Source organism: Arthrobacter zhaoguopingii, from assembly GCF_009828595.1.
GTDB classification, from domain to species: domain Bacteria; phylum Actinomycetota; class Actinomycetes; order Actinomycetales; family Micrococcaceae; genus Arthrobacter_D; species Arthrobacter_D zhaoguopingii.
On record NZ_WPNY01000021.1, the window covers coordinates 1 to 22,215 of the forward strand.

At 62.9% G+C, this 22,215-nt stretch carries 23 protein-coding genes and 2 pseudogenes; 15 read left to right on the plus strand and 10 right to left on the minus strand.

Translation table 11 applies throughout. The features are described 5' to 3' along the window. Positions 1 to 10: 10 nt before the first annotated feature. The 6 genes and pseudogenes from GVV86_RS17535 (at position 11) to GVV86_RS17565 (ending at position 7,593) form a co-directional block, all read left to right on the plus strand. Positions 11 to 867, plus strand: a pseudogene (locus GVV86_RS17535) (MmyB family transcriptional regulator). 745 nt (positions 868 to 1,612) lie between these two features. Then, positions 1,613 to 2,983 carry a TrkH family potassium uptake protein gene (locus GVV86_RS17545; protein ID WP_159803549.1) on the plus strand — a complete coding sequence of 457 codons (1,371 nt, stop codon included), beginning with the start codon at positions 1,613 to 1,615 and terminating at the stop codon, positions 2,981 to 2,983. Beyond that, the gene (locus tag GVV86_RS17550) at positions 2,976 to 3,674 is read left to right on the plus strand and encodes a potassium channel family protein (protein WP_201291509.1); all 699 of its coding nucleotides are present in this window, start codon (positions 2,976 to 2,978) and stop codon (positions 3,672 to 3,674) included. Before GVV86_RS17545 ends, GVV86_RS17550 begins: the two co-directional genes overlap by 8 nt. Positions 3,675 to 3,819: 145 nt before the next feature. Then, positions 3,820 to 5,280, plus strand: coding sequence for a DUF4118 domain-containing protein (locus tag GVV86_RS17555; protein ID WP_343206297.1), 1,461 nt, complete (start codon positions 3,820 to 3,822; stop codon positions 5,278 to 5,280). Next, complete coding sequence (locus tag GVV86_RS17560) at positions 5,277 to 5,972, plus strand: response regulator (RefSeq protein ID WP_159803551.1); 696 nt, start codon at positions 5,277 to 5,279, stop codon at positions 5,970 to 5,972. The genes GVV86_RS17555 and GVV86_RS17560 overlap by 4 nt, the downstream gene beginning before the upstream one ends. Positions 5,973 to 6,204: 232 nt before the next feature. Next, a complete protein-coding gene (locus GVV86_RS17565; RefSeq protein ID WP_246670041.1) occupies positions 6,205 to 7,593 on the plus strand; it encodes a TrkH family potassium uptake protein in 1,389 nt (462 codons plus the stop codon). Between the two features lie 309 nt (positions 7,594 to 7,902). Here GVV86_RS17565 and GVV86_RS17570 read toward each other — a convergent pair whose 3' ends face one another. The 6 genes from GVV86_RS17570 to GVV86_RS17595 form a co-directional block, all read right to left on the minus strand. Beyond that, positions 7,903 to 8,667: an ABC transporter permease gene (locus GVV86_RS17570; RefSeq protein ID WP_159803553.1), complete on the minus strand. Its 765-nt coding sequence runs from the start codon at positions 8,665 to 8,667 to the stop codon at positions 7,903 to 7,905. Beyond that, positions 8,664 to 9,500, minus strand: coding sequence for an ABC transporter ATP-binding protein (locus tag GVV86_RS17575; protein WP_281406971.1), 837 nt, complete (start codon positions 9,498 to 9,500; stop codon positions 8,664 to 8,666). Before GVV86_RS17575 ends, GVV86_RS17570 begins: the two co-directional genes overlap by 4 nt. Positions 9,501 to 9,503: 3 nt before the next feature. Continuing rightward, on the minus strand, positions 9,504 to 9,881 hold the full coding sequence (locus GVV86_RS17580) for a DUF1048 domain-containing protein (RefSeq protein ID WP_159803554.1): 378 nt from the start codon (positions 9,879 to 9,881) through the stop codon (positions 9,504 to 9,506). Positions 9,882 to 9,883: 2 nt separating this feature from the next. Next, positions 9,884 to 10,234 carry a PadR family transcriptional regulator gene (locus GVV86_RS17585; protein ID WP_159618800.1) on the minus strand — a complete coding sequence of 117 codons (351 nt, stop codon included), beginning with the start codon at positions 10,232 to 10,234 and terminating at the stop codon, positions 9,884 to 9,886. A gap of 925 nt (positions 10,235 to 11,159) precedes the next feature. Continuing rightward, the gene (locus GVV86_RS17590) at positions 11,160 to 11,729 is read right to left on the minus strand and encodes an RES domain-containing protein (protein WP_159803555.1); all 570 of its coding nucleotides are present in this window, start codon (positions 11,727 to 11,729) and stop codon (positions 11,160 to 11,162) included. Beyond that, a complete protein-coding gene (locus tag GVV86_RS17595) occupies positions 11,730 to 12,113 on the minus strand; it encodes a hypothetical protein (protein WP_201291511.1) in 384 nt (127 codons plus the stop codon). Between the two features lie 341 nt (positions 12,114 to 12,454). On the opposite strand from GVV86_RS17595, the gene GVV86_RS17600 reads away from it, so the two are divergent. After that, positions 12,455 to 12,823, plus strand: a complete 369-nt coding sequence (locus GVV86_RS17600) for a DUF7793 family protein (protein ID WP_159618804.1) — start codon at positions 12,455 to 12,457, stop codon at positions 12,821 to 12,823. A gap of 531 nt (positions 12,824 to 13,354) precedes the next feature. On the opposite strand, the gene GVV86_RS17605 is transcribed toward GVV86_RS17600, so the two are convergent. Continuing rightward, positions 13,355 to 13,996 (minus strand): hydrolase, encoded by a 642-nt coding sequence (locus tag GVV86_RS17605; RefSeq protein ID WP_159618806.1) that lies wholly within the window; start codon positions 13,994 to 13,996, stop codon positions 13,355 to 13,357. 115 nt (positions 13,997 to 14,111) lie between these two features. On the opposite strand from GVV86_RS17605, the gene GVV86_RS17610 reads away from it, so the two are divergent. Beyond that, entirely contained in the window at positions 14,112 to 14,315 is a 204-nt protein-coding gene (locus tag GVV86_RS17610) for a hypothetical protein (RefSeq protein WP_159618808.1), read from the plus strand. Further along, entirely contained in the window at positions 14,316 to 15,512 is a 1,197-nt protein-coding gene (locus GVV86_RS17615; RefSeq protein ID WP_201291512.1) for a low temperature requirement protein A, read from the plus strand. 204 nt (positions 15,513 to 15,716) lie between these two features. On the opposite strand, the gene GVV86_RS17620 is transcribed toward GVV86_RS17615, so the two are convergent. After that, complete coding sequence (locus GVV86_RS17620) at positions 15,717 to 15,992, minus strand: hypothetical protein (protein WP_159618812.1); 276 nt, start codon at positions 15,990 to 15,992, stop codon at positions 15,717 to 15,719. A gap of 79 nt (positions 15,993 to 16,071) precedes the next feature. Between GVV86_RS17620 and GVV86_RS19010 the strand changes: the two genes are divergently transcribed. Both GVV86_RS19010 and GVV86_RS17630 read left to right on the plus strand, forming a co-directional pair. Next, entirely contained in the window at positions 16,072 to 16,509 is a 438-nt protein-coding gene (locus tag GVV86_RS19010) for a (4Fe-4S)-binding protein (protein WP_159803556.1), read from the plus strand. Then, entirely contained in the window at positions 16,506 to 17,987 is a 1,482-nt protein-coding gene (locus GVV86_RS17630) for an MFS transporter (RefSeq protein ID WP_159803557.1), read from the plus strand. Before GVV86_RS19010 ends, GVV86_RS17630 begins: the two co-directional genes overlap by 4 nt. A 45-nt stretch (positions 17,988 to 18,032) precedes the next feature. Here the strand turns inward: GVV86_RS17630 and GVV86_RS17635 are convergent, their stop codons facing one another. Next, a complete protein-coding gene (locus GVV86_RS17635; RefSeq protein WP_159803558.1) occupies positions 18,033 to 18,503 on the minus strand; it encodes a MarR family winged helix-turn-helix transcriptional regulator in 471 nt (156 codons plus the stop codon). Between the two features lie 207 nt (positions 18,504 to 18,710). On the opposite strand from GVV86_RS17635, the gene GVV86_RS17640 reads away from it, so the two are divergent. Both GVV86_RS17640 and GVV86_RS19015 read left to right on the plus strand, forming a co-directional pair. Further along, positions 18,711 to 18,932 carry an isochorismatase family protein gene (locus GVV86_RS17640; protein ID WP_201291513.1) on the plus strand — a complete coding sequence of 74 codons (222 nt, stop codon included), beginning with the start codon at positions 18,711 to 18,713 and terminating at the stop codon, positions 18,930 to 18,932. A 119-nt stretch (positions 18,933 to 19,051) separates the two neighbouring features. Continuing rightward, positions 19,052 to 19,234 (plus strand): annotated as a pseudogene (locus tag GVV86_RS19015) (hypothetical protein); the annotation flags it as partial. A 114-nt stretch (positions 19,235 to 19,348) separates the two neighbouring features. Here the strand turns inward: GVV86_RS19015 and GVV86_RS17650 are convergent. Next, positions 19,349 to 20,302 (minus strand): DUF5996 family protein, encoded by a 954-nt coding sequence (locus GVV86_RS17650; protein ID WP_159803560.1) that lies wholly within the window; start codon positions 20,300 to 20,302, stop codon positions 19,349 to 19,351. Between the two features lie 149 nt (positions 20,303 to 20,451). On the opposite strand from GVV86_RS17650, the gene GVV86_RS17655 reads away from it, so the two are divergent. Next, a complete protein-coding gene (locus tag GVV86_RS17655) occupies positions 20,452 to 21,042 on the plus strand; it encodes an NADPH-dependent FMN reductase (protein ID WP_159803571.1) in 591 nt (196 codons plus the stop codon). A 248-nt stretch (positions 21,043 to 21,290) separates the two neighbouring features. Continuing rightward, positions 21,291 to 22,010 (plus strand): flavodoxin family protein, encoded by a 720-nt coding sequence (locus tag GVV86_RS17660; protein WP_159803561.1) that lies wholly within the window; start codon positions 21,291 to 21,293, stop codon positions 22,008 to 22,010. The last annotated feature ends 205 nt before the right edge of the window (positions 22,011 to 22,215 follow it).

The window sequence follows — 22,215 nt, forward strand, 5'->3', positions numbered from 1 at the left end:
TGATTGAAGCATGGACCGCCATGCCCTCGCTGCTTTTCTCCGCTCCCGCCGTGACGGGCTGCGCCCGGAGGACGTTGGTCTCCCGACGGGGCCGCGGCGGCGCACCTCCGGGCTGCGCCGCGAGGAGTCGCCGGGCTGACAGGGATGTCTACCGACTACTACATCCGGTTGGAACAGGCCCGGGGTCCCCAACCGTCCGAACAGATGCTCGCAGCGCTGGCCCGGGCGCTGCGGTTGACCGGTTTCGAGCGGGACTATCTCTACCGCCTCGCCGGTCACAGCGCACCTCGGCGTACCCCGCGGGACACCCATGTGGCGCCCGCGCTGATGCGGGTTCTCGACCGGCTGTCGGACACCCCGGCGGTGATCCTTTCCAGTCTCGGGGAGACACTCGTTCAGAACAGCCTGGCCATGGCGCTTTTCGGTGACCACTCGCGGCACACCGGGCTGGCTCGCAGCGGCGTGTACCGGTGGTTCACTGACCCGGCCGAACGCTCGATGTACCCCGTCGAAGACCGGGCCCGGCAGGGCAAGGCCCAGGTGGCTGGACTCCGGGCCGCGTACGGCGGGACTGGCCCGCAGTCCCGGGCAGGCAGGCTGGTACGCGAGCTGCTCCGGACGAGCGGAGAGTTTGCCGAGCTGTGGGAGCTGCATGAGGTGGCGTCCCGGTTCGAGGACCACAAGACGCTGCTCCACCCCGAACTCGGGCAGATCGAACTTGACTGCCAGGCACTGTTCACCGAGGACCAGGGCCAGGCCCTCCTGGTCCTCACAGCACCGCCACAGACAGAGGCTTTCGAGAAGCTGAAACTGCTTGCGGTGCTCGGGCACCAGCAGTTCAACGCCCGCGGGCTGACCCAGCTGTGAACCGCGGCAAATCCCTCCGCCGCCCCACACGGCCACAGCCAGGCCGGCCAGCCCGGTGAGGAAATCGGAGACATCGGGGCTTTACAGGACGATGCCCTGCAGGAGAACGCCGAGGCGGCGCTCCGAATCCAGTGCGGGTCGGGACCGGCCATCAGGGGGCCTTCCGGTTGCTGAGCCAAACCGGGTGGGTATGACAGCCTCGTTCAGGACCACTAGGACGGCCTGGTTCAGGACCACTCTGCGACTCGCCGGGCCGTTGTGACGGTTTGATTTAGGACCACCTTCAGTCTTGTTCCATCTAGCGGGACGAGCTTTTGGAGGTTCGGATGAGGGTGCGCATGGAACTGTTTTCCAGGATCCGTAGAGATGCCCGGGTTGAGGGTTTATCGATCCGCGAGCTGGCCAGGCGGTATCAGGTATCGAATCCTGCCGACTGTCTTGAAACTCTTCGGTTGCAGGACGGGGCTTCCAAGGTGTGAGCCTCCGTCGATGGGTTCGTCGTTCGGGCTGCCCGATCCGGGGGCTGTGGTTTCAGGGCGGGATGACGCCGGTTCCCCGGTCCGAGGTCCTCCGGTGCACGTCCGGGGCGTTAAGGAAGTATAAAGACTGCCCGTTTCCGATCGTCCCGCCGATAGTGTGATCCCGTCCAGCCGGGTGACGCGGCACAGAATCTGAACGTAGGGAATTTTCAACGGTGGTGTTGGTTCGGTCATTCAAGTCGTGGCCCCGTGCTTTCGCGGAGAAGATGTATCCACAGGTGGCACGCGCATCGGCTTGGGGTAGGCTCCATCTGGCTCCGAGGCATCCGGCGCAGTTCATCGTCGTTGGTTTCGCCGCTGCGATCCTTGCCGGCACGGGGCTTTTGATGTTGCCGGTAGCAAAGGTCGGCCCTGGAGGAGCGGGGTTCCTGGAAGCTTTGTTCACGGCGACGTCTGCCGTGTGTGTGACGGGACTGATCATCGTGGATACGCCGGTGTTTTGGACGCCGTTCGGCCATGGGATCATCCTCGCGCTGATCCAGGTGGGTGGGTTCGGGATCATGTCCTTCGCTTCTCTGCTGGGCATCCTTTTGGCCCGCCGACTGGGCTTGCGGTCTCGGATTTCCACTGCAGTAGAGACCAAGAGCGGCAGTTTCGGGGATGTACAACGCGTCCTTCTTGGAGTACTCAAGGTCAGTCTTCTGATCGAAGGAATCACCGCAGCGGCGCTCACCTGGCGGTTCGCAACCGGTTACTCCTATCCGTTGCCCGATGCACTCTGGTTGGGGGTCTTCCATGCGGTTTCCGCGTTCAACAATGCAGGTTTCGCGCTTTTCAGCGACAGCCTGATCAGTTTCGCGACCGATCCCTGGATCTGCGTCCCCGTCGGTCTGGCCGTCATCATGGGAGGTCTGGGTTTTCCTGTCTTGTTCGAACTGCGCAGGGAATACCGCACTCCCTTGCACTGGACGATGAACACCCGGCTCGTCCTGAGCGGTACCGCGATTCTGCTCCTTGCCGGCGGGATTTTCATCACGGCCGTGGAATGGGGCAACCCGGGTACGCTCGGCCCGATGACGCCCGGCGGGAAAATCCAAGCAGGGTTTTTCCAGTCCGTGATGACCCGTACTGCAGGGTTCAACAGTGTGGATTTCGCGGCCCTTCACCCGGTGACGTGGCTGTTCATGGATGTGCTGATGTTCATCGGCGGAGGCCCCGCGGGCACCGCCGGCGGCCTGAAGATCACAACCTTCGGGGTTCTCTTCTTCATCCTTCACACCGAGATCCGCGGAGGCACGGCAGTGAACGTGTTCGGCAAACGCCTCCCACGCTCCGTGCACCGGCAAGCGCTCACCATCGTCCTGCTCGCGGTTGCCCTCGTGATTATCTCCACCATGTTCTTGATGCTCATCACCGACTTCGCGCTCGACCGGCTGCTATTCGAGGTGGTATCCGCATTCGGCACTGTCGGTTTATCTACAGGCATCACGGCCCAACTCCCGATAGCCGGTCAATTTCTGTTGATCATCGTCATGTTTGTGGGCAGGCTCGGCCCAATCACGCTCGCCTCAGCCCTTGCCCTGCGATCCAAACCGCTCCTCTACGAATACCCCAAGGAAAGGCCCCTCATTGGCTAAGCCCAGCCTCTTTGCACCGAAGAGCACCAACCGTATCGCCGACGCCGATTCGGTCGCCGTCATTGGATTAGGCAGGTTCGGCGGTTCCCTGGCACTGGAACTCGCCCGAGCGGGAACCGAAGTCCTCGGGATCGACGCCGACGAAGAAATCGTTCAGTCCTTCAACGGCCGGCTCACTCACGTCGTACGCGCAAACTCCACCAAGGAAGATGCGCTGCGCCAACTCTCCGTGCACGAATTCGACCGTATCGTCGTCGGAATCGGCAGCGATCTCGAAGCAAGCATTCTGACCACATCCATCCTGCTGGGATTTGATAGGCCCTCCCTTTGGGCCAAGGCCGTCAGCGAACCCCACGCCCAAATCCTCACCCAGCTCGGAGTGAAACACGTCATCCGCCCCGAACACGACATGGGTAAACGCGTTGCTCATCTCGTTCGGGGAACGATGCTCGACTACATCGAATTCGACGACGACTTCGCCATGGTCAAGACCCGGCCGCCCAGGGAAACCTGGGACCGGGAACTGGGAACCACCAAAATTCGGGCGAACTACGGCATCACGGTCATCGCCGTGAAACGCAGGGACGGGAACTGGGACTACACCACCGCCCGGACTGTCCTTTACAGCGACGACGAAATCATCGTCGCAGGACCAACACGAAAAGCCGAAGCGTTCAGCGCCCTCACCTGACTGACCCACCCTCATGAAGACCATAGCCATGGAACTGGTGAAAACCGCCATCGTCCCGGGGGCCGCTGACACCGGCACGTCAGCGCCGTGGCCCTCGCGGTACGCTAGTGAGCCGAAAGCCGCTGGGGCCTGCGAGAATTCCCGCATGGCACAAATCCCGGCACCGGAGCTTGGCCGTGTGCGTACCCTGACCGGATTAGTTCTGGCTCTGGGCCTCCCGCCCTTGCTGGAGTGGGGCATGTTCCTGGCTGGAAGTGACTTCCTAGCCGCTGATGTCCTCCTCCAGCTCGCCGGAGTGGTGGCCGTTGCCTTGGTTGGCGGGTTATGGCCGGCGCTGCTTGGCGCGCTGTGGAGCAGCCTCATTCTCAACTACTACTCCACCGAGCCGTTCGGATCCTTGGAGATCGCCGACGCGGAGAATATCCTCACCCTGGTCATCTTCGTGGCCGTTGCGGTGGCCGTGTCACTGGTGGTCGGACTCGCCGCTCGACGGTCCCGGGAGGCTGCTAACGCCTCGGCCGACGCGGCGACCCTCGGAGAACTCGCCCGCGGGGTACTCGCCGCGGAGGACTCACTCCAAGGCTTCCTTCACCATGTTCGATCCCACTTCGGTATGGCCGGAGCAGCCCTGTACGCCCGGGAAGGTGATGAGAACGATGCGCAGTTCCCGCACATCACCGAGCTTCTCGCTCTGGACGGTACGCAAACACCATCATCGGGCAGCGATGATCCGGCTGGGGCCCGCCCACCTGGTGATGCGAGCACACGCCTACCCGAGGGCCTGGAACTAGTGCTGCATGGGCGCACCCTCACGGCACGGGAACAACGGTTACTGGAAGCCTTCGGATCCCAGCTGGCAGCACTGCGGCAGAGGCAGCAACTACTGGCCAGCGCCGAGGAGAATCGTCGCCTCGCCGAGGGAAATGTGATGCGCACCGCGATCCTCCGGGCCGTTTCCCATGACCTGCGCACACCATTGGCCGCCATAAAGCTCGCGGTAACGAGTCTCCAGCAGCAAGGCACAAGGTTCACCCCCGATGAAGAAGCCGAATTGCTGGGAACCATCGAGGCTTCGTCGGACCGGCTGGCATCACTGATCGATAACCTGCTCGACATGTCCCGCCTGACCGGCGATGCGGTCACCGCGCACCTTGGCCCCGTGCATTGGACCGACGTCGTAGCCGCAGCCCTGCAAGGCATGCCATCTGAGAGCGTGAAAATCCTGCTGGCGCCAAACGCCCCAGCCGTGCATGCAGACTTCGGGATGTTGGAGCGAGTCATCGCGAACATTACCGAGAACGCCTACAAGTACGCCGGCGATTCCAGTATCGAGTTTTTATCATCAGTCGCGGGCACCGTCAAAGACTTCCCGGCCAGCGAGCTACGGATCCGCGATCATGGAAACGGTGTCAACAGGGACGGCATCGCGCGCATGTTCCAACCCTTCCAGCGCCTGGACGACGCAGGCACCGGAGTCGGGTTGGGGTTGGCCGTAGCCCGCGGATTCACCGAGTCAATGAGCGGGGAACTGATCGCCGAACCCACCCCCGGCGGCGGGCTGACCATCGTCATCCGGCTCCCGCTGTCAACAGGAGTCAGGCAGTGATCACCATTCTGATCGTGGACGACGAACCACAACTCCTCCGCGCTCTCCAAATCAACCTGCGAACCCACGGCTACCGCCCCGTCACAGCCATCGACGGAGCTTCCGCCCTCACCGCGGCATCCGAACACCGACCAGATCTGGTGGTTCTCGACCTCGGCCTTCCCGATATGGACGGCATCCAGGTCATCGCCGGTCTTCGCACCTGGACCCAAGTGCCGATCATCGTGCTCTCCGCGCGCCACGGACCCGAAGACAAAGTCGAAGCACTTGACGCTGGCGCCGATGACTACGTGACCAAACCCTTCGGCCTTGACGAACTCCTCGCCCGCCTACGGGCAGCAGAACGGCGAGCCGTCCCCACACCGGAAACGCCAGTGATTACCACCAAGGATTTCCGCCTCGACATCGCTGCCCGCAAAGCTGACCGCCACGGTGAGCAGGTGCGCCTGACACCCACGGAATGGAAAATAGTGGAACTGCTGGTACGAAACCCCGGACAACTCGTAGGACAACAGAGACTGCTGCTTGAGGTGTGGGGGCCCGCGTACGCCCGGGAAGCACAGTACCTGCGCGTCTACCTCAACCAACTACGCCGCAAGCTCGAACCAGATCCCACCCGACCAAAATATCTCATCACCGAAAGCGGGATGGGATACCGATTTGAACCGTGGCCCACGGCAGGAGGCCCGTGACTGATCTCGCTCGATCTGACCGCGGGTTCCGTTGATCAACAAATCGGTGCTGCACCCGCCCACATACCAGGCGCTCATCAGTCACCTGAATAACAGCGACCCTGACTGAGATGCCACTCCAACCCACGAAGCGCCTCCCAGAACAACCATTACCTCAGCTGTGATGTGTTTGACTGGCCGCCACGAAAGGCGTCTGACAGCAGGGAGCATCATGTCCATGACCGGAAGTCGAATGCCAACCGGAGACCGCAGGAATATTTTCTACCCATTAGCAGCCACCAGAAACTTCATAGACCGTATCGCCAACGGCTCCCCAGGACGGTTAGCGCTCATTGTCTTCGCCCTGGTGTGTCTGCTTTTCACTTTCCTGCTCACATTGCCTGTGTCCGCTGCCGACGGGCAGGCCACCGCGCTGCATGATGCGATGTTCGTTGCCGTATCCGCTGTCACTGTCACAGGTCTGGTCACCGTCAATACCGCCGAGCACTGGTCCTTTTTCGGCGAAGTGATCATCCTCCTGGCAATCCAGGTGGGTGGTCTGGGAATCATCACCCTGGCGGCTTTGCTGGCCAAAGCCGTCACACGACAGTTGGGAGTGCGGGGGAAACTGCTGGCCCTGCAGGGAATCGACACCGGAAGGCTCGGAGAAGTCGGAACCCTCCTCAGAATCGTCATCCTCACCTCCCTGACCCTGGAACTCATCCTTGCGCTGTTCCTCGTACCGCGGTTTATCATCGTCGAGGATTCCTGGACGGAAGGCCTCTGGCACGGAATCTTCTACGCCATCTCCTCCTTCAACAACGCCGGCTTCGTGTCCCACGCTGACGGATTAGCCGGGTTCACCACAGACCTTTGGATCCTGGTCCCCATCATGGTCGGTGTCTTTGTCGGAAGCTTCGGATTCCCCGTCTTTCTTATCCTGATGAACGCGAAACTGGACTTCCGGAAGTGGAACCTTCACACCCGCCTCACCCTGACAGTGAGCCTGGCTCTCTTCGCCCTCGGCGCCCTGATATGGGGTGCGCTGGAGTGGTCCAACAACGCAACCATCGCCGATATGCCCCTGGGTGAGAAGGTCCTCAACGCGATCTTCGCCTCCGTCATGATGCGCTCAGGCGGTTTCAACATCGTTGACACCAACTCCTCAACCAACATGACACTCTTGGCCACCGACGCCCTGATGTTTGCCGGCGGAGGATCAGCCTCCACCGCCGGCGGCATCAAGGTCACCACTGTCGCCATCCTGTTCCTGGCCATCATCGCTGAAGCGCGCGGCGTGAGAAACGTCAGCGCATTCGGGCGGACCATCCCGGAAGGAGCGCTCCGGGTCGCGATCAGCGTCACCTTCCTGGGAGCAACGATTGTCCTGCTGGGGACAGGCATGCTCATGGCGGTCACCGACGAACCAATGGACCGTATTCTTTTTGAAGTCATCTCCGGCTTCGCGACCTGCGGCCTAAGCGTCGGACTGAGCGAAGAACTCCCCCCGACAGGAAAATACGTCCTCTCCGCCCTCATGTTCGCAGGACGCATTGGCCCAATCAGCTTCGCCTCAGCCCTCGCCCTCCGCAACCGCAACCAACTCTTCCGCTACCCCGATGAACGACCCATCATCGGCTGACAACCTGCGGCCTGTACGCACGCGCCCGAGTAAGCACCCGATCTGTGCGGCCAAGGAAGTGAATCTTAGGTCCATGTTGCGGGGTTCTGGCGTTAATGAATATGTCAACGCTAACCGGTGGCGGATGTGAGAGGCGCCGCCGTTATTACGCCACATGGTTGCCAAGATCTTTGAACAACACCGTCTGTTGCCTCGCGCAGTCTTCCGAAGTGGCGCGTGAGCCCGAGCGACTGTTCTGCCTCCGAACATGAAGGAAGACAGGTGGAGGCGTTTGGCATGGAGTGCTCTGGCCACGCGCAGCCTCCAGCATCAGCTGATCCTGCGGCGGTAGGCGGCGATCGCGAAGGCGTAGGCGAGGAGAAGGATGCCGATGAGCCAGGCGAGGGCGATCCAGATGTCGCTTCCGATGGGTTCCTGAGCGAACAGGGCCCGGATGGTGTCCACAATGGCGGTGACAGGCTGGTTCTCGGCGAACCATGCGACCGGGCCGGGCATCGTGTCGGTGGGGACGAACGCGGAGCTGATGAAAGGCAGGAAGATCAGCGGGTAGCTGAACGCGCTTGCGCCGTCAACGGTCTTCGCCGACAGTCCGGCGATCACGGCGATCCATGTCAGTGCCAGGGTGAACAGGATCAGAATCCCGGCCACGGCGATCCATGCGCCCAGGCCCGCTCCGGTGCGGAAGCCCATGATCAGCGCGGCACCGATGACGACCGCGACCGAAACGAGGTTCGCGGCCAGGGAGGTGAAGACGTGGGCCCACAGCACACTTGATCGTGCGATCGGCATGGATTGGAAGCGTTCGAAGATGCCGCCCTGCAGGTCAAGGAACAGCCGGTATGCGGTGTACGCGATTCCGGAGGCAATCGTGATGAGCAGGATGCCCGGGAGCATGTAGTTGACGTACGACTGGCCGGTTCCGGTGTCGATCGCGCCGCCGAGCACAAAGACGAACAGCAGCAACAGCGCGACGGGTGTGACCGCGGTGGTGATGATCGTGTCGGGGCTGCGAAGGATGTGGCGCAGCGAGCGGCCGGTCAGAACCCCCGTGTCACCGAGGGCGTGGGTGGTCATCGGGTTTCCTTTCGTGCCTGAACCGTGGCGTTGAGGTGCTTCATGCTGGCGGTGTCGGTGGTTCCACCAGTGCCACCAGTGAGGGTGAGGAAGACCTCCTCGAGGGTGGGCTGCTTCTGGATGTACTCAGCCTTGCCGGGCGGGAGGAGCTCCTTGAGCTCAGCAAGGGTGCCGTCCTGGATGATGATGCCTTGGTGCAGGATGGCGATGCGGTCGGCGAGCTGTTCGGCCTCGTCGAGGTACTGGGTGGTCAGCAGCACCGTCGTGCCCTGTCCGGCGAGTCGCTTGACGGTCTTCCATACCTCGATGCGCGCCTCGGGGTCGAGCCCTGTGGTGGGTTCGTCCAGGAAGATGACCGGCGGATTCCCGATCAGGCTCATCGCGATGTCCAGCCGGCGCCGCATACCCCCTGAGTAGGTCGACGCCTTGCGGTTCCCTGCTTCGGTCAGGGAAAAGCGGTTCAGCAGGTCATCAGCAATCGCGCCAGCGTTGTTCAGGTGACGCAGTTTGGCGACCAGCACAAGGTTCTCCCGGCCGGTGAGCACTTCATCGACCGCGGCGAACTGGCCGGTCAGGCTGATCGAGCCACGGACCTCGCCCGGTTCCGCGGAGACGTCGAATCCGTCGACCGTGACGGTACCCGCATCGGCCTTCAGCAACGTCGACAGGATCCGGACCAGCGTGGTCTTGCCCGCACCGTTGGAGCCCAGCAACGCGAAGATGCTTCCGGGCTGCACCTCGAAGTCGACCCCCCGCAGCACCTGCAGGTCCTTGAACGATTTGACGATGCCGTGGACCCTGATTGCCGGTTCGGGCACCTGACCGGTGGTCATGGCTCAGTCCTCTTTCGGGGTGTCATCAGCGGCGGCGGCGTCAATGGCCTTTAGGAGCTGCTCACGCTCCTTATCGATCCACTGCTTGCCGGAGTACGCCTGCACAAAGGTCTCGGCGAACTCCACCGGATCGTCGCCGACGATCACGCGCACCGGCGTCCCATCGATGGCTGCCCGCTCCCACAGATCGGCCAGGTCACCGAACATCGTGAGGAGCGTGCCACCGTCGGTGATGCCTCCGTAGTACATGAAGTACCGATGCATGGCCTTCGCCGCGGTTGTGTACGGCTCCGGGAGGGCATCAATACGGGCTTTGTCCTGCTTGTACTGCTTCTTCTGCTCGAGTGACCCGGTGAGGGTCTCGATCCATTTTGCGGCCATAATTAGCTTCTTTCTTTCTGCGGGTTGTCGATGCTGTGATGGAGCTGCTCGATCCGTTCTGCAAGGAATTGCCAGTTCCTCCAAAACTCTTCGAGGTACTCCGCGCCCAGCGCGTTCAGCGAGTAGACCTTGCGCGGCGGACCCTTCTCGGACGGAACCTTCACCACGTCCACGAGGCCGCGTTGTTCGATTCTGACCAGCAGCGCGTAGACGGTGCCCTCGACAATGTCGGCGAAGCCCTGCTCGCGGAGCCGGGCCGTGATCTCGTAGCCATATGCCGGCTGCACGGCCAGGATCGCCAGCACGATTCCTTCGAGCGTGCCCTTGAGCATCTCGGTTGTCTGCTTGCCCACGGAACCTTCCCTTACTACTCAGCGACACTGGATACCAGTAGATAGTAACGTTAACTACCGGTATATAGCAATGCCGACTAGTCGCCGATCATTGCCGCTTGTGACACGGCTGCTCACCCGATCCCGGCAACCAGCCGGTGGCTCACGTCAGTGAGCGGACACCAGACGCCTAAGGTCGAGCATCACCGGTCAACTGCCTCGCCCAAGCCGCTCAGCGAGGAGGGTGACCAGGCCAAAACCTCACCAAAGTCATGCAGCCACCCCGCCGCTCCCCCATGAAGTAATAAGAACGCCCAAAGCGGGCCTTCGCGACAGAAAGGAAGCACCCCACCTCTAGAAAACCCCAACCCAGCCACCGGAACCGGCACCCGGACCGCAGAATTGGGCCGGCTGTCCACAGTCAGAGAGCAAAAGGGCCTCTGATTAGGGGAAACATGTGCCCGCAGGGGGACTCGAACCGGACTCCAGCCCTTGCAAACACTGGGCTCCTCGGGAAACATGGGGAATCCGGCCCGGTCCGACCGAAGTACCACGCGATCCGAAGCCCCAGGTGTGGACACTGTCCACCCCCCCGTTTTCCCCTACCAGAGGCCTTCCCACGACTGCGCACCTCGCACTGACAGGGTGCGGCGCTTCATTGCTGTAAATAGTCCGATCCTGCCGGAGAGATTCAACCGCGGCCGTGACCGGGTGGTGCCCGCGCTCGTTACCGAATCCCGGGCACGCCGCAGGACATGCACGGTCTCCAGACACTTCATCAAGACGTCACCTCCCCTCAAACCATTCATAATCCGAGCGGCCGACAGCTGCATAACGGATTCTCTCGCTCGGCCGAATCGGCCAGGTGCCATCCCGACGGTTGAGACGCCCTGGGTGTCATATGTGCGGCGGATGAATCCCGCCTGCCCAATTGGGGCTGTGGCGTCTAGCGGAAGGTCTTGCCGAGCGACCTGGCAGCGTCCTGCACCGCGGAGTGGCCCACATCCAGCGCCTCGAGCCGGGCGAACCGGTGCGGCGGCGCCTCCCCCGGTGCTACCCAGATCCCGAAGACCGTCCAGTGCGGGCGTTGGAAGGACCACCATTTGACCCCGGCCCACTTCCGGTCGCCCGAATCGGTGCGCTCATTGAAGACGTTCAGCGCCCACGCCTGGGTGGCCGGCCGGTTGCGGGCGATGACCTGCGTCGGGCGCAGCCCGCGGTTCAGGAGGTTGCGTGCGTCATCAAGGTCCAGCAGGGCAAGGTCGTCGGCGACCTCGTATACCCCGAGAACCCGGCGGAGGACAGGCGGCATGATCAACATGTCCTCGCTCCAGATCGGGAGGTCCCCGAAGACCTCCCCGACTGCGGCTTCGGGGCTGAGCGCGAAGTACCACATATCGTAGTGGGAGGGGTTGTCGAGCCGGCCCCTGCCCTGGGGCTTGTGAAGGTAGCTGTGGTGGCCTGAATGGTTCGGCCGGGCTGCTGGATCGTGAGGGAAGACCCGGTAGACGAGCATCTAGGAGAAGGACCCGGCCATTGCCGAATCCAGAGCCTCGATGACCTCGGTCGAACCACGGGTCTTAAGCACGTCGACGGGGCGAGCCCCCTCAAGGTAGGAGTTCGATCCAACCATCCACTCCTGGGCAACGCTTATTGGCCAGATCAAAGCGGCGCGGGCCATGACGTGGTCCAGATCGAGGAGCAGGCGCGCGGATTCCGGGCTCGGTGCTTCCTCGCCCTTGCTCCACTTCCCGGGTTGGCTGCGGGACACGCCAAGAATGCCGGCCAGGGCGCTGGAACCGCCGAAAGCGGAGACGAGGAACCCGGTCCGCTTGTCGGCCAGCCAGGGCGTCGGTTGCTCGGCCCCCTGGGGTGCGCGGGTCCGGGCAGGGGCACCCACCACTGCTCCCTTGCGGCTAGTCGGGGTCGCGCCAGTGACGATTGACCTGGCTCGTGCCGTTTTGTCCTTGCGGGCCCTTATCGCCGACGCTCGGTTCTTCTGCGATGTCATCCTTCGATCCTATGCCCTACACATTTGTAGGGTAAGGCAGGGCGGCGTGTGGGGCAGGTATGCGGGACCTCGATCGCATTATGGGCGTCCTTGCAGACGGCACCCGGGGGCTGGCCGCTAGGGCAGCCACAGGATCTGGTTATGCTGAGGTACCGCTGATTCCTGAGTTCATGAGGGAATCCGGGTCGTCGGTCCCGGAAGCATCGGCGTTGTCATGAGGAGGTGGGGCAGTGCCCGCACAACGCATCGAGGGCGGCAAGGCCACCGTCGAGGTACTACCGAACGGCATCATTCACCTAGTCATGGACCAGGACAGTACGGTCACCACCGAAGACGCCGAATCCATCGTGGGCCTGGTCGACGCTCTCGCGGGAGTCGAAGGCCGCCCGATGCTTGCGGAGATGGCGAATACCGGGACGGTCACGCGCGGGGCGCGAGCGGTCTTCGCCGGAGCCCGGGCCGCGTCCCGAATCGCCCTGCTGGGTTCCTCGCCCGTGGATCAGGTCATCGCCAACTTCTATATCGCAGTGAATGCACCGCCCTGCCCGACGAGGTTCTTCACCTCGCCTCGCAGGGCCGTAGCCTGGCTTCAGAGTTAGGCCAAGGAGAACGGGCCTGCGGCGGCTGAGCCGGAGCCTCGCAGATCGATTCGCCGGTCCTGGCCCAGTGACCATAAGGAACGGTTACCTGATTGACACACAGCGGTGGACAACGGCCAGGCTGCTGAGCACCACGGCCCGCGTAACCCAACACGCCTGGAACGACTGGGTGATTCCCTGCATGAAGTTGAAGTAATGGACGTTTCCGTCCCCGGCGGCGGGCTCGGTGCGCGAACCGTAGCCAAGGTCCTCGGTCGATGTGGTGAAGCGGGAGGCATCCCGGAGTTGCCCTAGGCCTGCCTGGATTCCGGGGTCACCAGCCGCAGGAGCGCATTCCTGTAGTGGACAGGGTCCCCCAGGGCGTTGCAGAACATAATGCCCACCGACACGGTCCGAGGGCCCAAATCTTCGCGATTTGGACCCTCGACCCGAGATCAGCTAGGCGGTTTCAGTTCCACTGCCGTGAAGTGATGGTGCGTCAGGGCGCTGATCAGCACGAGGCATTTTCCACGCTCTCCGCTGGGAGGCTTCTCAGTGCGCACCCGACTCCACTGGATTCTCGTGGAGAGACCCGCCATAAGTCTCGAAGACGTCCATGAATCCGGGGATGGTTTCCTCCCGGGTCCAGTCCCGCTGGAGTTCGCAGTACAGTCCGACGCGGCTGATCAGCTTTCCGCCGGCCTGTTCGATCCGGCGTAGTGCTGCCTCGTGTGCCGCGACCGATGTGCCACCCACGGCGTCCACGGGGACGTACACCTCGTAGCCTTCCTGAAGGGCGTCCAGTGCGGGAAAGACCAGGCACACTTCGGTCCAGAGCGCGGTCATGATGAGTTTGGGGCGCCCTAGTGCCCTGACTGCCTGCTTGAATTCAACGTCTTCCCACGCGTTGACCGTGGTCCGGTCGTAGGTCGGCAGGTCCCCAATGATGTCCTGCAACTCCTGGATTGGCGGCTTGTTGAGGCCCGTTCCGACGTTGGCGGTGGAGTGAATGATCGGAAGGTTGTAGTTGAGTGCCGCCTTGGTGGTGCCCACGATGTTGAATATCAGTTCCTCGCGCGGCATTGAACGGATCGAGGCGATCTGTGCCGGCTGATAGTCGATGACGAGGAGGGCTGAATTTTCGGGCGTGAGGAGGTGGTCGGTCCGGGGATTGCGGATCATTTCGCTTGTCATGGTGGATCTCCGTGGTTGCGATGAGCTGTGGGTCTGCAGCGATGCTGTGGTCGACGCATCGACACCAACTTAACTATCTTGTCGGTGTATGCGCATGCAACTATTCTATGAAGCCATGACCACTTATGCCAGCAATAAGGTCGCGCAGGGCCTTTGTGTTACGGCGCGGGATCGCGCCGGGATCAACGTGGACGACCGGCTCGCCAGGCTTGTCGGGCTCGCCGGGTTCGCCGTCTACCGGCATTCCCAAAAGGACTACCTCGGGTTGGTTCCCGAGCGGCAGCGAACCCGGTTCGGGCTGTTGCACGTGGGTGCCTGAGTGGCCACCCGCGGGAACACGACGATGCTCAGGCGCGATCCGACAGAGGACCACCGTAGCCCGTCACCGCTCGAACTTCTCTTCGACCTCACCGCGGTCGTCGCGATCGCCCTGTGCGCCAAGGAGCTGCACCACGGCCTCGCGAGCGGGCATGCGGCCGACTCGCTGATTGCGTTCACGATGGTGTTCTTCACAGTGTGGTGGGCCTGGATGAACTTCACCTGGTTCGCCTCGGCGTACGACACCGACGATTGGGGCTACCGCACGGCGGTGTTCGTCCAAATGTCCGGCGCTCTGGTGCTAGCCGCCGGCGTGCCGCGGGTCTTCGAAGGCCGTGGCTTCGGCATCGTGACCGCCGGCTACCTCATTATGCGGGTGGGGCTGATTTCTCAGTGGGTCCGGGTCGCCCGGGCGGACGGGAAGGGTAGCCGCAGCGCCAAACGGCACGCCGGAGGACTGATCGTCCTCCAAATCGGCTGGGTCGCGCTGCTGGCCGTCCCTGACATGACCGCCGGCATGGTCGGGTTCTTTGCCCTGGCGGCCCTCGAGCTGTGCCTGCCGTTCTGGGCCGAGAGCGGCCACCTCAACCGCTGGCATCCCCGCCACATGGCCGACCGCCACGGCCTGTTCACCATTATCGTCCTGGGCGAGTCCATCCTCAGCAGCGTCATCGGCATACAGGTCGCGGTCGGTTCGGGTCGGCAGCTCGCCGACCTCACCGCCGTCGTGGTGGGCGGACTGCTCATCGTTTTCGCACTCTGGTGGCTCTACTTCGACCAGCCCGCAGCCGAGGTCGCCAGCCGAGCCCTCGGTGCCGGACACCGCCAGACCCGCAGCGCCGCCGTATGGGGCTACGGCCACTTCTTCATCTTCGCGTCCGCCGCAGCTGTAGGCAGCGGTCTGGCGGTCGCCGTGGACCAGACCACCGGCCACTCCGAGCTCGGTGACCTACCCGCAGCCCTGGCCATCACGGCGCCAATCGCGCTCTACATACTCTTCGTGTGGGGACTGCACGCCAGCGCCCGCCCCCGGGGCCTGCGCGAGGCCAAGCCCTACATCGTCGCAACCCTGGTGATCTGCTCCTCCTGGACCCCCGAACCGGTATTGATAACCGGCCTGGTGCTGACCGGTGCGGTGGTTGCCCGCGTCGTCAGCGGAAGCCGACCCAGCATCACTGAGCAGCAGGGACCAGCTTGAGTCGCACGAGCACCAGAATTTGCATCCAGCCCTCACCGGTGTTGCGAATTGGCGACCTGCGCAAAAGATGTCGTCGATGCTCAAAATCGTCGTTGATTTACAACCATTACGCTGACGACGACCCGGCCGAGGTCGACCGCCTCGACCCTTCATGACCGACGGGGTTGAGAGTAGGGTCAGGGAATGTTGGGCACCGGAGGCGTGTCAGCGCCTTGAACGTATGCGCTGGTAAAGCGCCAGCAGAAGCGGAACGGCAATATAGACGGCCAGCGGAACAACCACGAGGGTCAGAACGAGAGAACGCAGGACGGAATGCCAGTCCAGCATCAGCGGTGTCAGCACGCCCATGCCGAGGGCAACGAGCGGAAAGATCGCCAGCCAGGTGATGACGGCGCGGACATGAATGCTTGTCTCTGCTGGGGCCTTTAGCCCGCCGCTCGCGTCAGCCCCCGACGAGGAAACGGATTCAGTATTCGACATAATCGCTCCGATACAGGTTCGTTGTCGTCACATTGGCCTATATTAGTTGCATGCGCATGCACCAGCAAAGAGCTTGTTGATGAATCCACGAGACGGCAGAGCACCCCATACGGGTAGCGCCTACGTGGGCGACGGAATCACCGTCCTTTTTGAGACCAGCCGCTGCCGGCATGTCGCGGAGTGCCTGCGGGGCCTCCCTGGAGTCTTCAACGTCGATCGACGGCCGTGGATCATTCCAAGCGCCGCCGACCCAGCCGAAGTGGCCGAGGTGATTCGCCGATGCCCGAGCGGCGCCCTGCAATACGAAGGGGGCGGAGCGTTGCCCGAGGAGTCAGGTGTTCCGACACAGGTAAGTGTGAAGCGGGAGAGACTCATCCTCCTGCGCGGCGATTTGAGGTTGACCATGCCCGACGAAACCACCACCGAAGAGACGAGACTCGCTCTATGCGGGTGTGGACGCAGTCAACGCCGCCTGATCTGCGACGCGGCGCGCCTACACTCCTCGGAGCTCTCATGACGTCGTCAACTTCTCTGATCGCGCTGGGCACAGGCCGGGCACGGGTGATTCTATTGGCGACGGTGCTGGCCAGCGGGCTGGCCCAGCTCGGCGGGTCGGTGGTCAATGTGGCGCTGCCCGATATCGGCGTAGACCTCGGTGCCGACCTCACCGCGCTGCAGTGGATCGTCAACGCCTACACGCTCTCACTCTCCGCGTTCCTGCTCCTAGGGGGCAGTCTGGGTGACCGGTACGGCCGACGGCGGATCTTCGTGATCGGTGTCGTACTGTTCGCCATCACCTCTATCGCCTGCGCCGTCGCCCCGGACGCCAGCATGCTGATTGCCTTTCGGGCTGCCCAGGGGGCCGCGGCCGCCCTGATGGTACCCGGGTCGCTGGCGATCATCGAGGCCGTGTTCATTCCAGCGGACCGCAGCGCGGCAGTAGGTGCGTGGTCGGGTCTCGGCGGGGTCGCCGCCGCGGTCGGGCCGGTGCTCGGCGGCTTCCTGGTCCAGTCCGGGCCCGACGGGTGGCGGACCACCTTCCTCCTCAACCTTCCTCTGGCCGCTGCGGTGTTACTCGCGACCCGACAAATCCCCGAGACCCGCGATGAAGACGCGCGGGGACTCCCGGACCTCACCGGCGCCGTGCTCGCCGCAGCCGGGTTGGGCTCGCTGATGTTCGGCCTCACCGAAGGCGCGGGCGGAGGCTGGACACCTGGCGCTTTGATCGCCGTCGCCATCGGCACGGCGCTCCTGGCTGGCTTCTTGATCAACGAAGCCCGGGTGCGGTACCCGCTGATGCCGTTGTCGCTGTTCACTTCGGGCGTCTTTCGGGCGGCAAACGCCGTCACCTTCGTCGTCTACGCTGCCCTCGGCGGCGCCCTCTTCCTGTTGCCGCTGCAACTGCAGCTCGTCGCCGGATTCACACCAGTCATCAGCGGCGCGGCCCTGCTCCCGGTCACCGTGCTGATGCTGTTGTTCTCGGCACGGGCTGGCCGACTGGCCCAACGGATCGGCCCGCGATGGCCCATGACCATCGGGCCGATCCTGGCTGGCGTCGGCCTGATCCTCCTCGGCAGAATCGGGGCCGAGGCGTCCTTGGTCGCCGACGTACTGCCGGCGGTCCTGGTTTTCGGGGCCGGGCTAAGCCTCGCTGTCGCACCATTGACCGCGACGACCCTCGCGGCGGCTCCGCCCCAGCAGGTTGGCGTGGCCTCGGCAGTGAACAACGACATCGCCCGCGTCGCCGGCCTCCTCGCCGTGGCACTGCTTCCCAGCCTGGTCGGCATTGACCAGGCAGCCTATGCCTCCCCCGAGGCGTTCAGCGAGGGATTCGGCCGCGCGACCCTGGTCGCTGGCCTCCTATGCGCCGCTGGTGGGCTGCTAAGCGCGGTGACATTACGCGACCATTCTCTGGCCGGTGCATGCGAGGAGGCTGCCCAGGCCGGTGCGGCTACGCACACACCCGACTTGATCCCCGTTCGACATGGTCGTTGATCTGGAAAAAGCCCAGTCGACGGGGGCACATCGTGGATAGGTAGTTCATTCCATGTCGTAACGGGCGAGGACTCGCTGCCACAAGTCGCCGAGCCCGCTCAGCTCCTCGGGCTCCAACTGGTTCAGGAAGAGCTCTCGGACCCGGGCCGCGTGGTCTGCCGATGCCTTCTCCCATAAGGCGCGACCCTGTGGAGTGATGGTGACCATGACACTGCGTCGGTCACCGGTCTCGCACGTTTCGCGGGTGAGCAGGCCGCGGGACCGCAACCGCTCGACCAGGCGCGAGAGTCCACTCTGGGACAGGGTGAGGTAAGAGCGCTCGGCCAGCCGGGACATCGGCAGGCTGCCCTCAGGGCTGGTCGCAAGCTTCAGGAGCACCTCGTACTCCACCAACCGCAGCCGCAGGCTCGACTCGAGGGCGAGGCTCAGCTCGGTTGTAATCCGCGCGTTCAGCTTCAGGAAGCCTCCCCACGCGCGCAGCTCTTCATTGGTGAAATAGCTAGGAGGTGTCCGCATTCGTTCATTATCCCATTCACGACATGTTCATCTCGAATGCTCGAAAACTTTTGCATGCTCACACATGCACGTGGGAGGCTTGTAATCTCATGCACCTTTGTCGTTCCCATGACCCGTTTTGCGCCCAGTGATCCCAAACCGATCACCTCCTGACTCCCGAGAACGGCGCCCTGGTGCTGATCCAACAGGGCCCCGCACGAGGAGTTCGTGACCGCCGTGCGCGCCACCGGACGGAAGAAGATGATCTTCGCCGCGCTGTGGGCCGAGGTCTGCCTCGCCTTCCCCGTCGTTGACGCGCTAAGTGAAGGGTACGAGATCTACGTACCGGTTGACTGCGTCGCCGGCACCTCCACCCAGACCCATCGCGCCGGGCTCGACCGGGTCGTCCGGGCCGGTGCGGTCCCGGTCAATTGGATCTCAATCCTGTGAGAGCTTAAGCGCGGCTGAAACCGCACGGGTTCCAACGAAATCCTCCTCGGCGTGCCCTGCACCATGGTGGAGCCTTCGGAAACGAGGTTGCCATTAAGGTCGACAAGACCCGGGTGCCCGTGGGAATAGCCCGGCGACGTTCAGATGCTCGGCAACGGCAGCTGTTCCAAAATCTCGCGGTTTCTCAGTTGTGGAAGAAGAGCTACGAGGTCAGTACGTGGCTCGAGCACATGCGGGAGCATCACGATCGCCGTAGCGTCAGTGACACCGGCCATCAGCATAAGGCGCGTTCACTGGCGGCGGGCCAGGCCCAAAGGTGCAGCACCTGCTGCCGCCCTACGGCCGGCGTCGGCGGACTGTGCCCGCCGCCAGTGAGCACGTACTTCCGGGCTATCAGGCTCATCCGCGAAACGTGGTCAGCGCGAAGCGCCTCTTCTAAGCGGATCACCTTCAAGCCCTGCGCGGTCCCAGGAGCCGGTAATCGCAGCCGCTTCGTAGGTCGACTGGAGAAAGGCGAGCAGTGTGGCGTCGGGGTCCGCTGAGGTGCGGACCGTCTCGTACGGCAGCACGAACTGGCCGCCGTCAGGGTAGTAGAAGGCTCCTTGAGGGGCGACTGGATGCTCTGGGAAGCCTGTCGGTTCGGGGTAGGCGTAGGCGTAGAACATGCCCTCACCGTCGCCGCCAGGCCAGAAACCGCAGCTGCTGAGCTCATGGGAGTAGCCCTCGACCATCACCCAGTCACCGACGTTCGGGGCCCCTCCCGGATGCTGCGGCGCAGTGCGCCCCGAGAACCGGGTGCATGCCAAGTCCATGGCGCCCCAAAAAAAGTGCACGGGACTGACCTTGCCGATGAACCGTGACCGGAAGATACCCATCACCCTGCCGGCCTGAACGAGTTGACGCCAGAACATCTGCGCCGCGGCGGGGTCATACGAGGCATTCTCATGGTCGTCCTCGAAGGAAGTGGTGCTAGTGACCTCGACCGGATATGGAGTGATCGACACCTCGACACCGAGCTCGCCCAGTGCGCCCAGCACCTCGGCGTAGAACTGCGAAACCGGTTTCGGTTCGAGCGGGACGCTGCGACGCTCGCCACCCTCAAGGTCGATGGTCAGGTGGTGAGTGCAGAAGTTGAACTCAATCTCAAAGTGGCGCTCTCCGTCCGGGATAGAAGTCGTACTCAAGCCACGAGGCGTCACGTAAAGCGGCACCTGCCACCAATGGTTGACCATCGGAGCCTTGGCCAATCGGATCTTCCCCACGATCTGCAGCCACATATGCAGGGTCTCCCGCGTCGCCGTCCAGTCCTCGAGCCTCAGCTCAGGCCACGACGATACTGCCCGGGATTCTTTCTGGTCGACGTAGGTCATCCTTGCTCCTCAATTGATTAACCTTCAGATCCAATGTGCAGCAGCCTCCCGCCTCGCACGCACTGGATTTTCAAGCGCTTTACGCCCTCAAACTGCCTGCACCACCAGTATGATGCATGAGCAAGCAAATAAAGAGCAGGGGTGTAACTATGCGTGTATTGGTCGTGTCGGGCTCGCTGAAGAGCAATTCGCTCAACGGAACGTTGGCTGACTGGATTGCGGCCGTCGCGGAGGACGAGGGCCGGTCTATAGGGCTTGAGACGGTGGTCGTCGATCGACTGACGTTGGCTGACGTGTCTGCCCCCAACTACGACTACGACGTCGAGGTAGCCTCAGGCCTACCCCCAGGTCCCAGGCGTCTCGCCGATGCCCTGGAGCAGGCTGACGCCGTCATTATCTGTTCACCCGAGTACAACGCATCCATGCCCGGCGCACTCAAGAATGTCATCGATTGGGTATCTCGGCTCCGCCCCCAGCCTTTCGCCGGACAACGGGGGCTACTTGCCTCGGCCTCGCCGTCACTGATCGGCGGCAATCGTGGGTTATGGGCGCTTCGTGTGCCGCTTGAGTCACTGGGTATGCACGTTCACCCCACCATGTACTCGCTTTCAAAAGCGAACGAGCAGGTGAACGACCCCCGCTTCCTCGACTCCGGAACGGGACAGCGCCTGAGGGCGCTGGTGAACCAGTTCCTTCTCGAGGTACATCAGCTGCGCAACCGAGAAGTCGCCCACAGGTGAGGGGATACGCCCGTATGCCTTCCACAAGGACGGTGAACGACGCATATGTCAGTGGCCCTGAACGTTCGCCAACTGGTGGCCGGCATCGTAGGCGGCTGGCTATTCAGGACCCCCACCCGCATCAGGAGACTCCTGCTCAAGCTGCCGTACCTTCGGTGATCGCCGCCTTGGCTCGGCACCCTATCCTCGGACCACCTCCCCTGCGGGCCCCCGCAAAAGCGATTCACTATAGAAAGCGAGTAGACGGCATGACAAGACAGAGCGACTGGGATTTCAGTAACCTGCGAGCAACCTTCATCAACTGCACTCTTAAGCCATCACCTCAAAAGTCAAACACGGACGGACTGATGAGGATTAGCGAATCCCTCATGCAAAAACATGGCGTCACCGTCACCAAGTTCAGGGCGATTGACCATGACATTGCCAGTGGTGTGTACCCGGATATGACCAAGCATGGGTTCGCCTCCGATGCCTGGCCGGACATTGAAGAGGTGGTCTTGGCCAGCGACATTCTGGTCCTGGCCGGACCCATCTGGCTCGGTGACAACTCCAGTGTCATGAAGCGGGTTATCGAACGCCTCTACGGATCCTCGAGCGAGCTCAACGCCGCTGGCCAATACGCGTACTACGGCCGGGTCGGTGGTTGCCTGCTCACCGGGAACGAGGACGGCGTCAAGCATTGCGCCCAGAACGTTCTCTACTCCCTTCAGCATCTTGGATACACCATTCCCCCCCAATCCGACGCCGGATGGATTGGTGAAGCCGGCCCCGGACCCTCATACCTCGACGAGGGCAGCGGCGGGCCACAGAACGACTTCACGAACCGAAACACCACTTTCATGACGTGGAATCTCATGCACCTGGCACGGTTGCTGAAGGACGCCGGGGGAATACCGGCCTACGGGAACGTCCGTTCCGCCTGGGACGCCGGCACCCGGTTCGACTTCGAAAACCCCGAGTACCGATAAACCTCCTAAGTGAATGAACTTCCGAAATCATGAAGGCCCCGAGCAGTACAAATGGGATGCTCAACCGGGCCGGGGCGCCGATGGGGGCGTACATGATGCCAGGACAATGTCGACGGGGTCGGCGTCCCGTCTGCCCCACTTGTCAGGGCCGAGGGCCGGCCGCAATGCGCGCATATCGCTGCCCGTTCCTCCGCAGGGCTGGTAT

Excerpts from the sequence above, each read along its gene's own strand:
- GVV86_RS19010 (WP_159803556.1), top strand. The coding sequence starts at position 16,072 with ATGAATCCACGAGACGGCAGAGCACCCCATACGGGTAGCGCCTACGTG.
- GVV86_RS17590 (WP_159803555.1), bottom strand. The coding sequence starts at position 11,729 with ATGCTCGTCTACCGGGTCTTCCCTCACGATCCAGCAGCCCGGCCGAAC.
- GVV86_RS17630 (WP_159803557.1), top strand. The coding sequence starts at position 16,506 with ATGACGTCGTCAACTTCTCTGATCGCGCTGGGCACAGGCCGGGCACGG.
- GVV86_RS17620 (WP_159618812.1), bottom strand. The coding sequence starts at position 15,992 with ATGTCGAATACTGAATCCGTTTCCTCGTCGGGGGCTGACGCGAGCGGC.
- GVV86_RS17545 (WP_159803549.1), top strand. The coding sequence starts at position 1,613 with ATGTATCCACAGGTGGCACGCGCATCGGCTTGGGGTAGGCTCCATCTG.
- GVV86_RS17650 (WP_159803560.1), bottom strand. The coding sequence starts at position 20,302 with ATGACCTACGTCGACCAGAAAGAATCCCGGGCAGTATCGTCGTGGCCT.
- GVV86_RS17580 (WP_159803554.1), bottom strand. The coding sequence starts at position 9,881 with ATGGCCGCAAAATGGATCGAGACCCTCACCGGGTCACTCGAGCAGAAG.
- GVV86_RS17575 (WP_281406971.1), bottom strand. The coding sequence starts at position 9,500 with ATGACCACCGGTCAGGTGCCCGAACCGGCAATCAGGGTCCACGGCATC.
- GVV86_RS17605 (WP_159618806.1), bottom strand. The coding sequence starts at position 13,996 with ATGACAAGCGAAATGATCCGCAATCCCCGGACCGACCACCTCCTCACG.
- GVV86_RS17570 (WP_159803553.1), bottom strand. The coding sequence starts at position 8,667 with ATGACCACCCACGCCCTCGGTGACACGGGGGTTCTGACCGGCCGCTCG.
- GVV86_RS17610 (WP_159618808.1), top strand. The coding sequence starts at position 14,112 with ATGACCACTTATGCCAGCAATAAGGTCGCGCAGGGCCTTTGTGTTACG.
- GVV86_RS17635 (WP_159803558.1), bottom strand. The coding sequence starts at position 18,503 with ATGCGGACACCTCCTAGCTATTTCACCAATGAAGAGCTGCGCGCGTGG.
- GVV86_RS17555 (WP_343206297.1), top strand. The coding sequence starts at position 3,820 with ATGGCACAAATCCCGGCACCGGAGCTTGGCCGTGTGCGTACCCTGACC.
- GVV86_RS17655 (WP_159803571.1), top strand. The coding sequence starts at position 20,452 with ATGCGTGTATTGGTCGTGTCGGGCTCGCTGAAGAGCAATTCGCTCAAC.
- GVV86_RS17660 (WP_159803561.1), top strand. The coding sequence starts at position 21,291 with ATGACAAGACAGAGCGACTGGGATTTCAGTAACCTGCGAGCAACCTTC.
- GVV86_RS17565 (WP_246670041.1), top strand. The coding sequence starts at position 6,205 with ATGCCAACCGGAGACCGCAGGAATATTTTCTACCCATTAGCAGCCACC.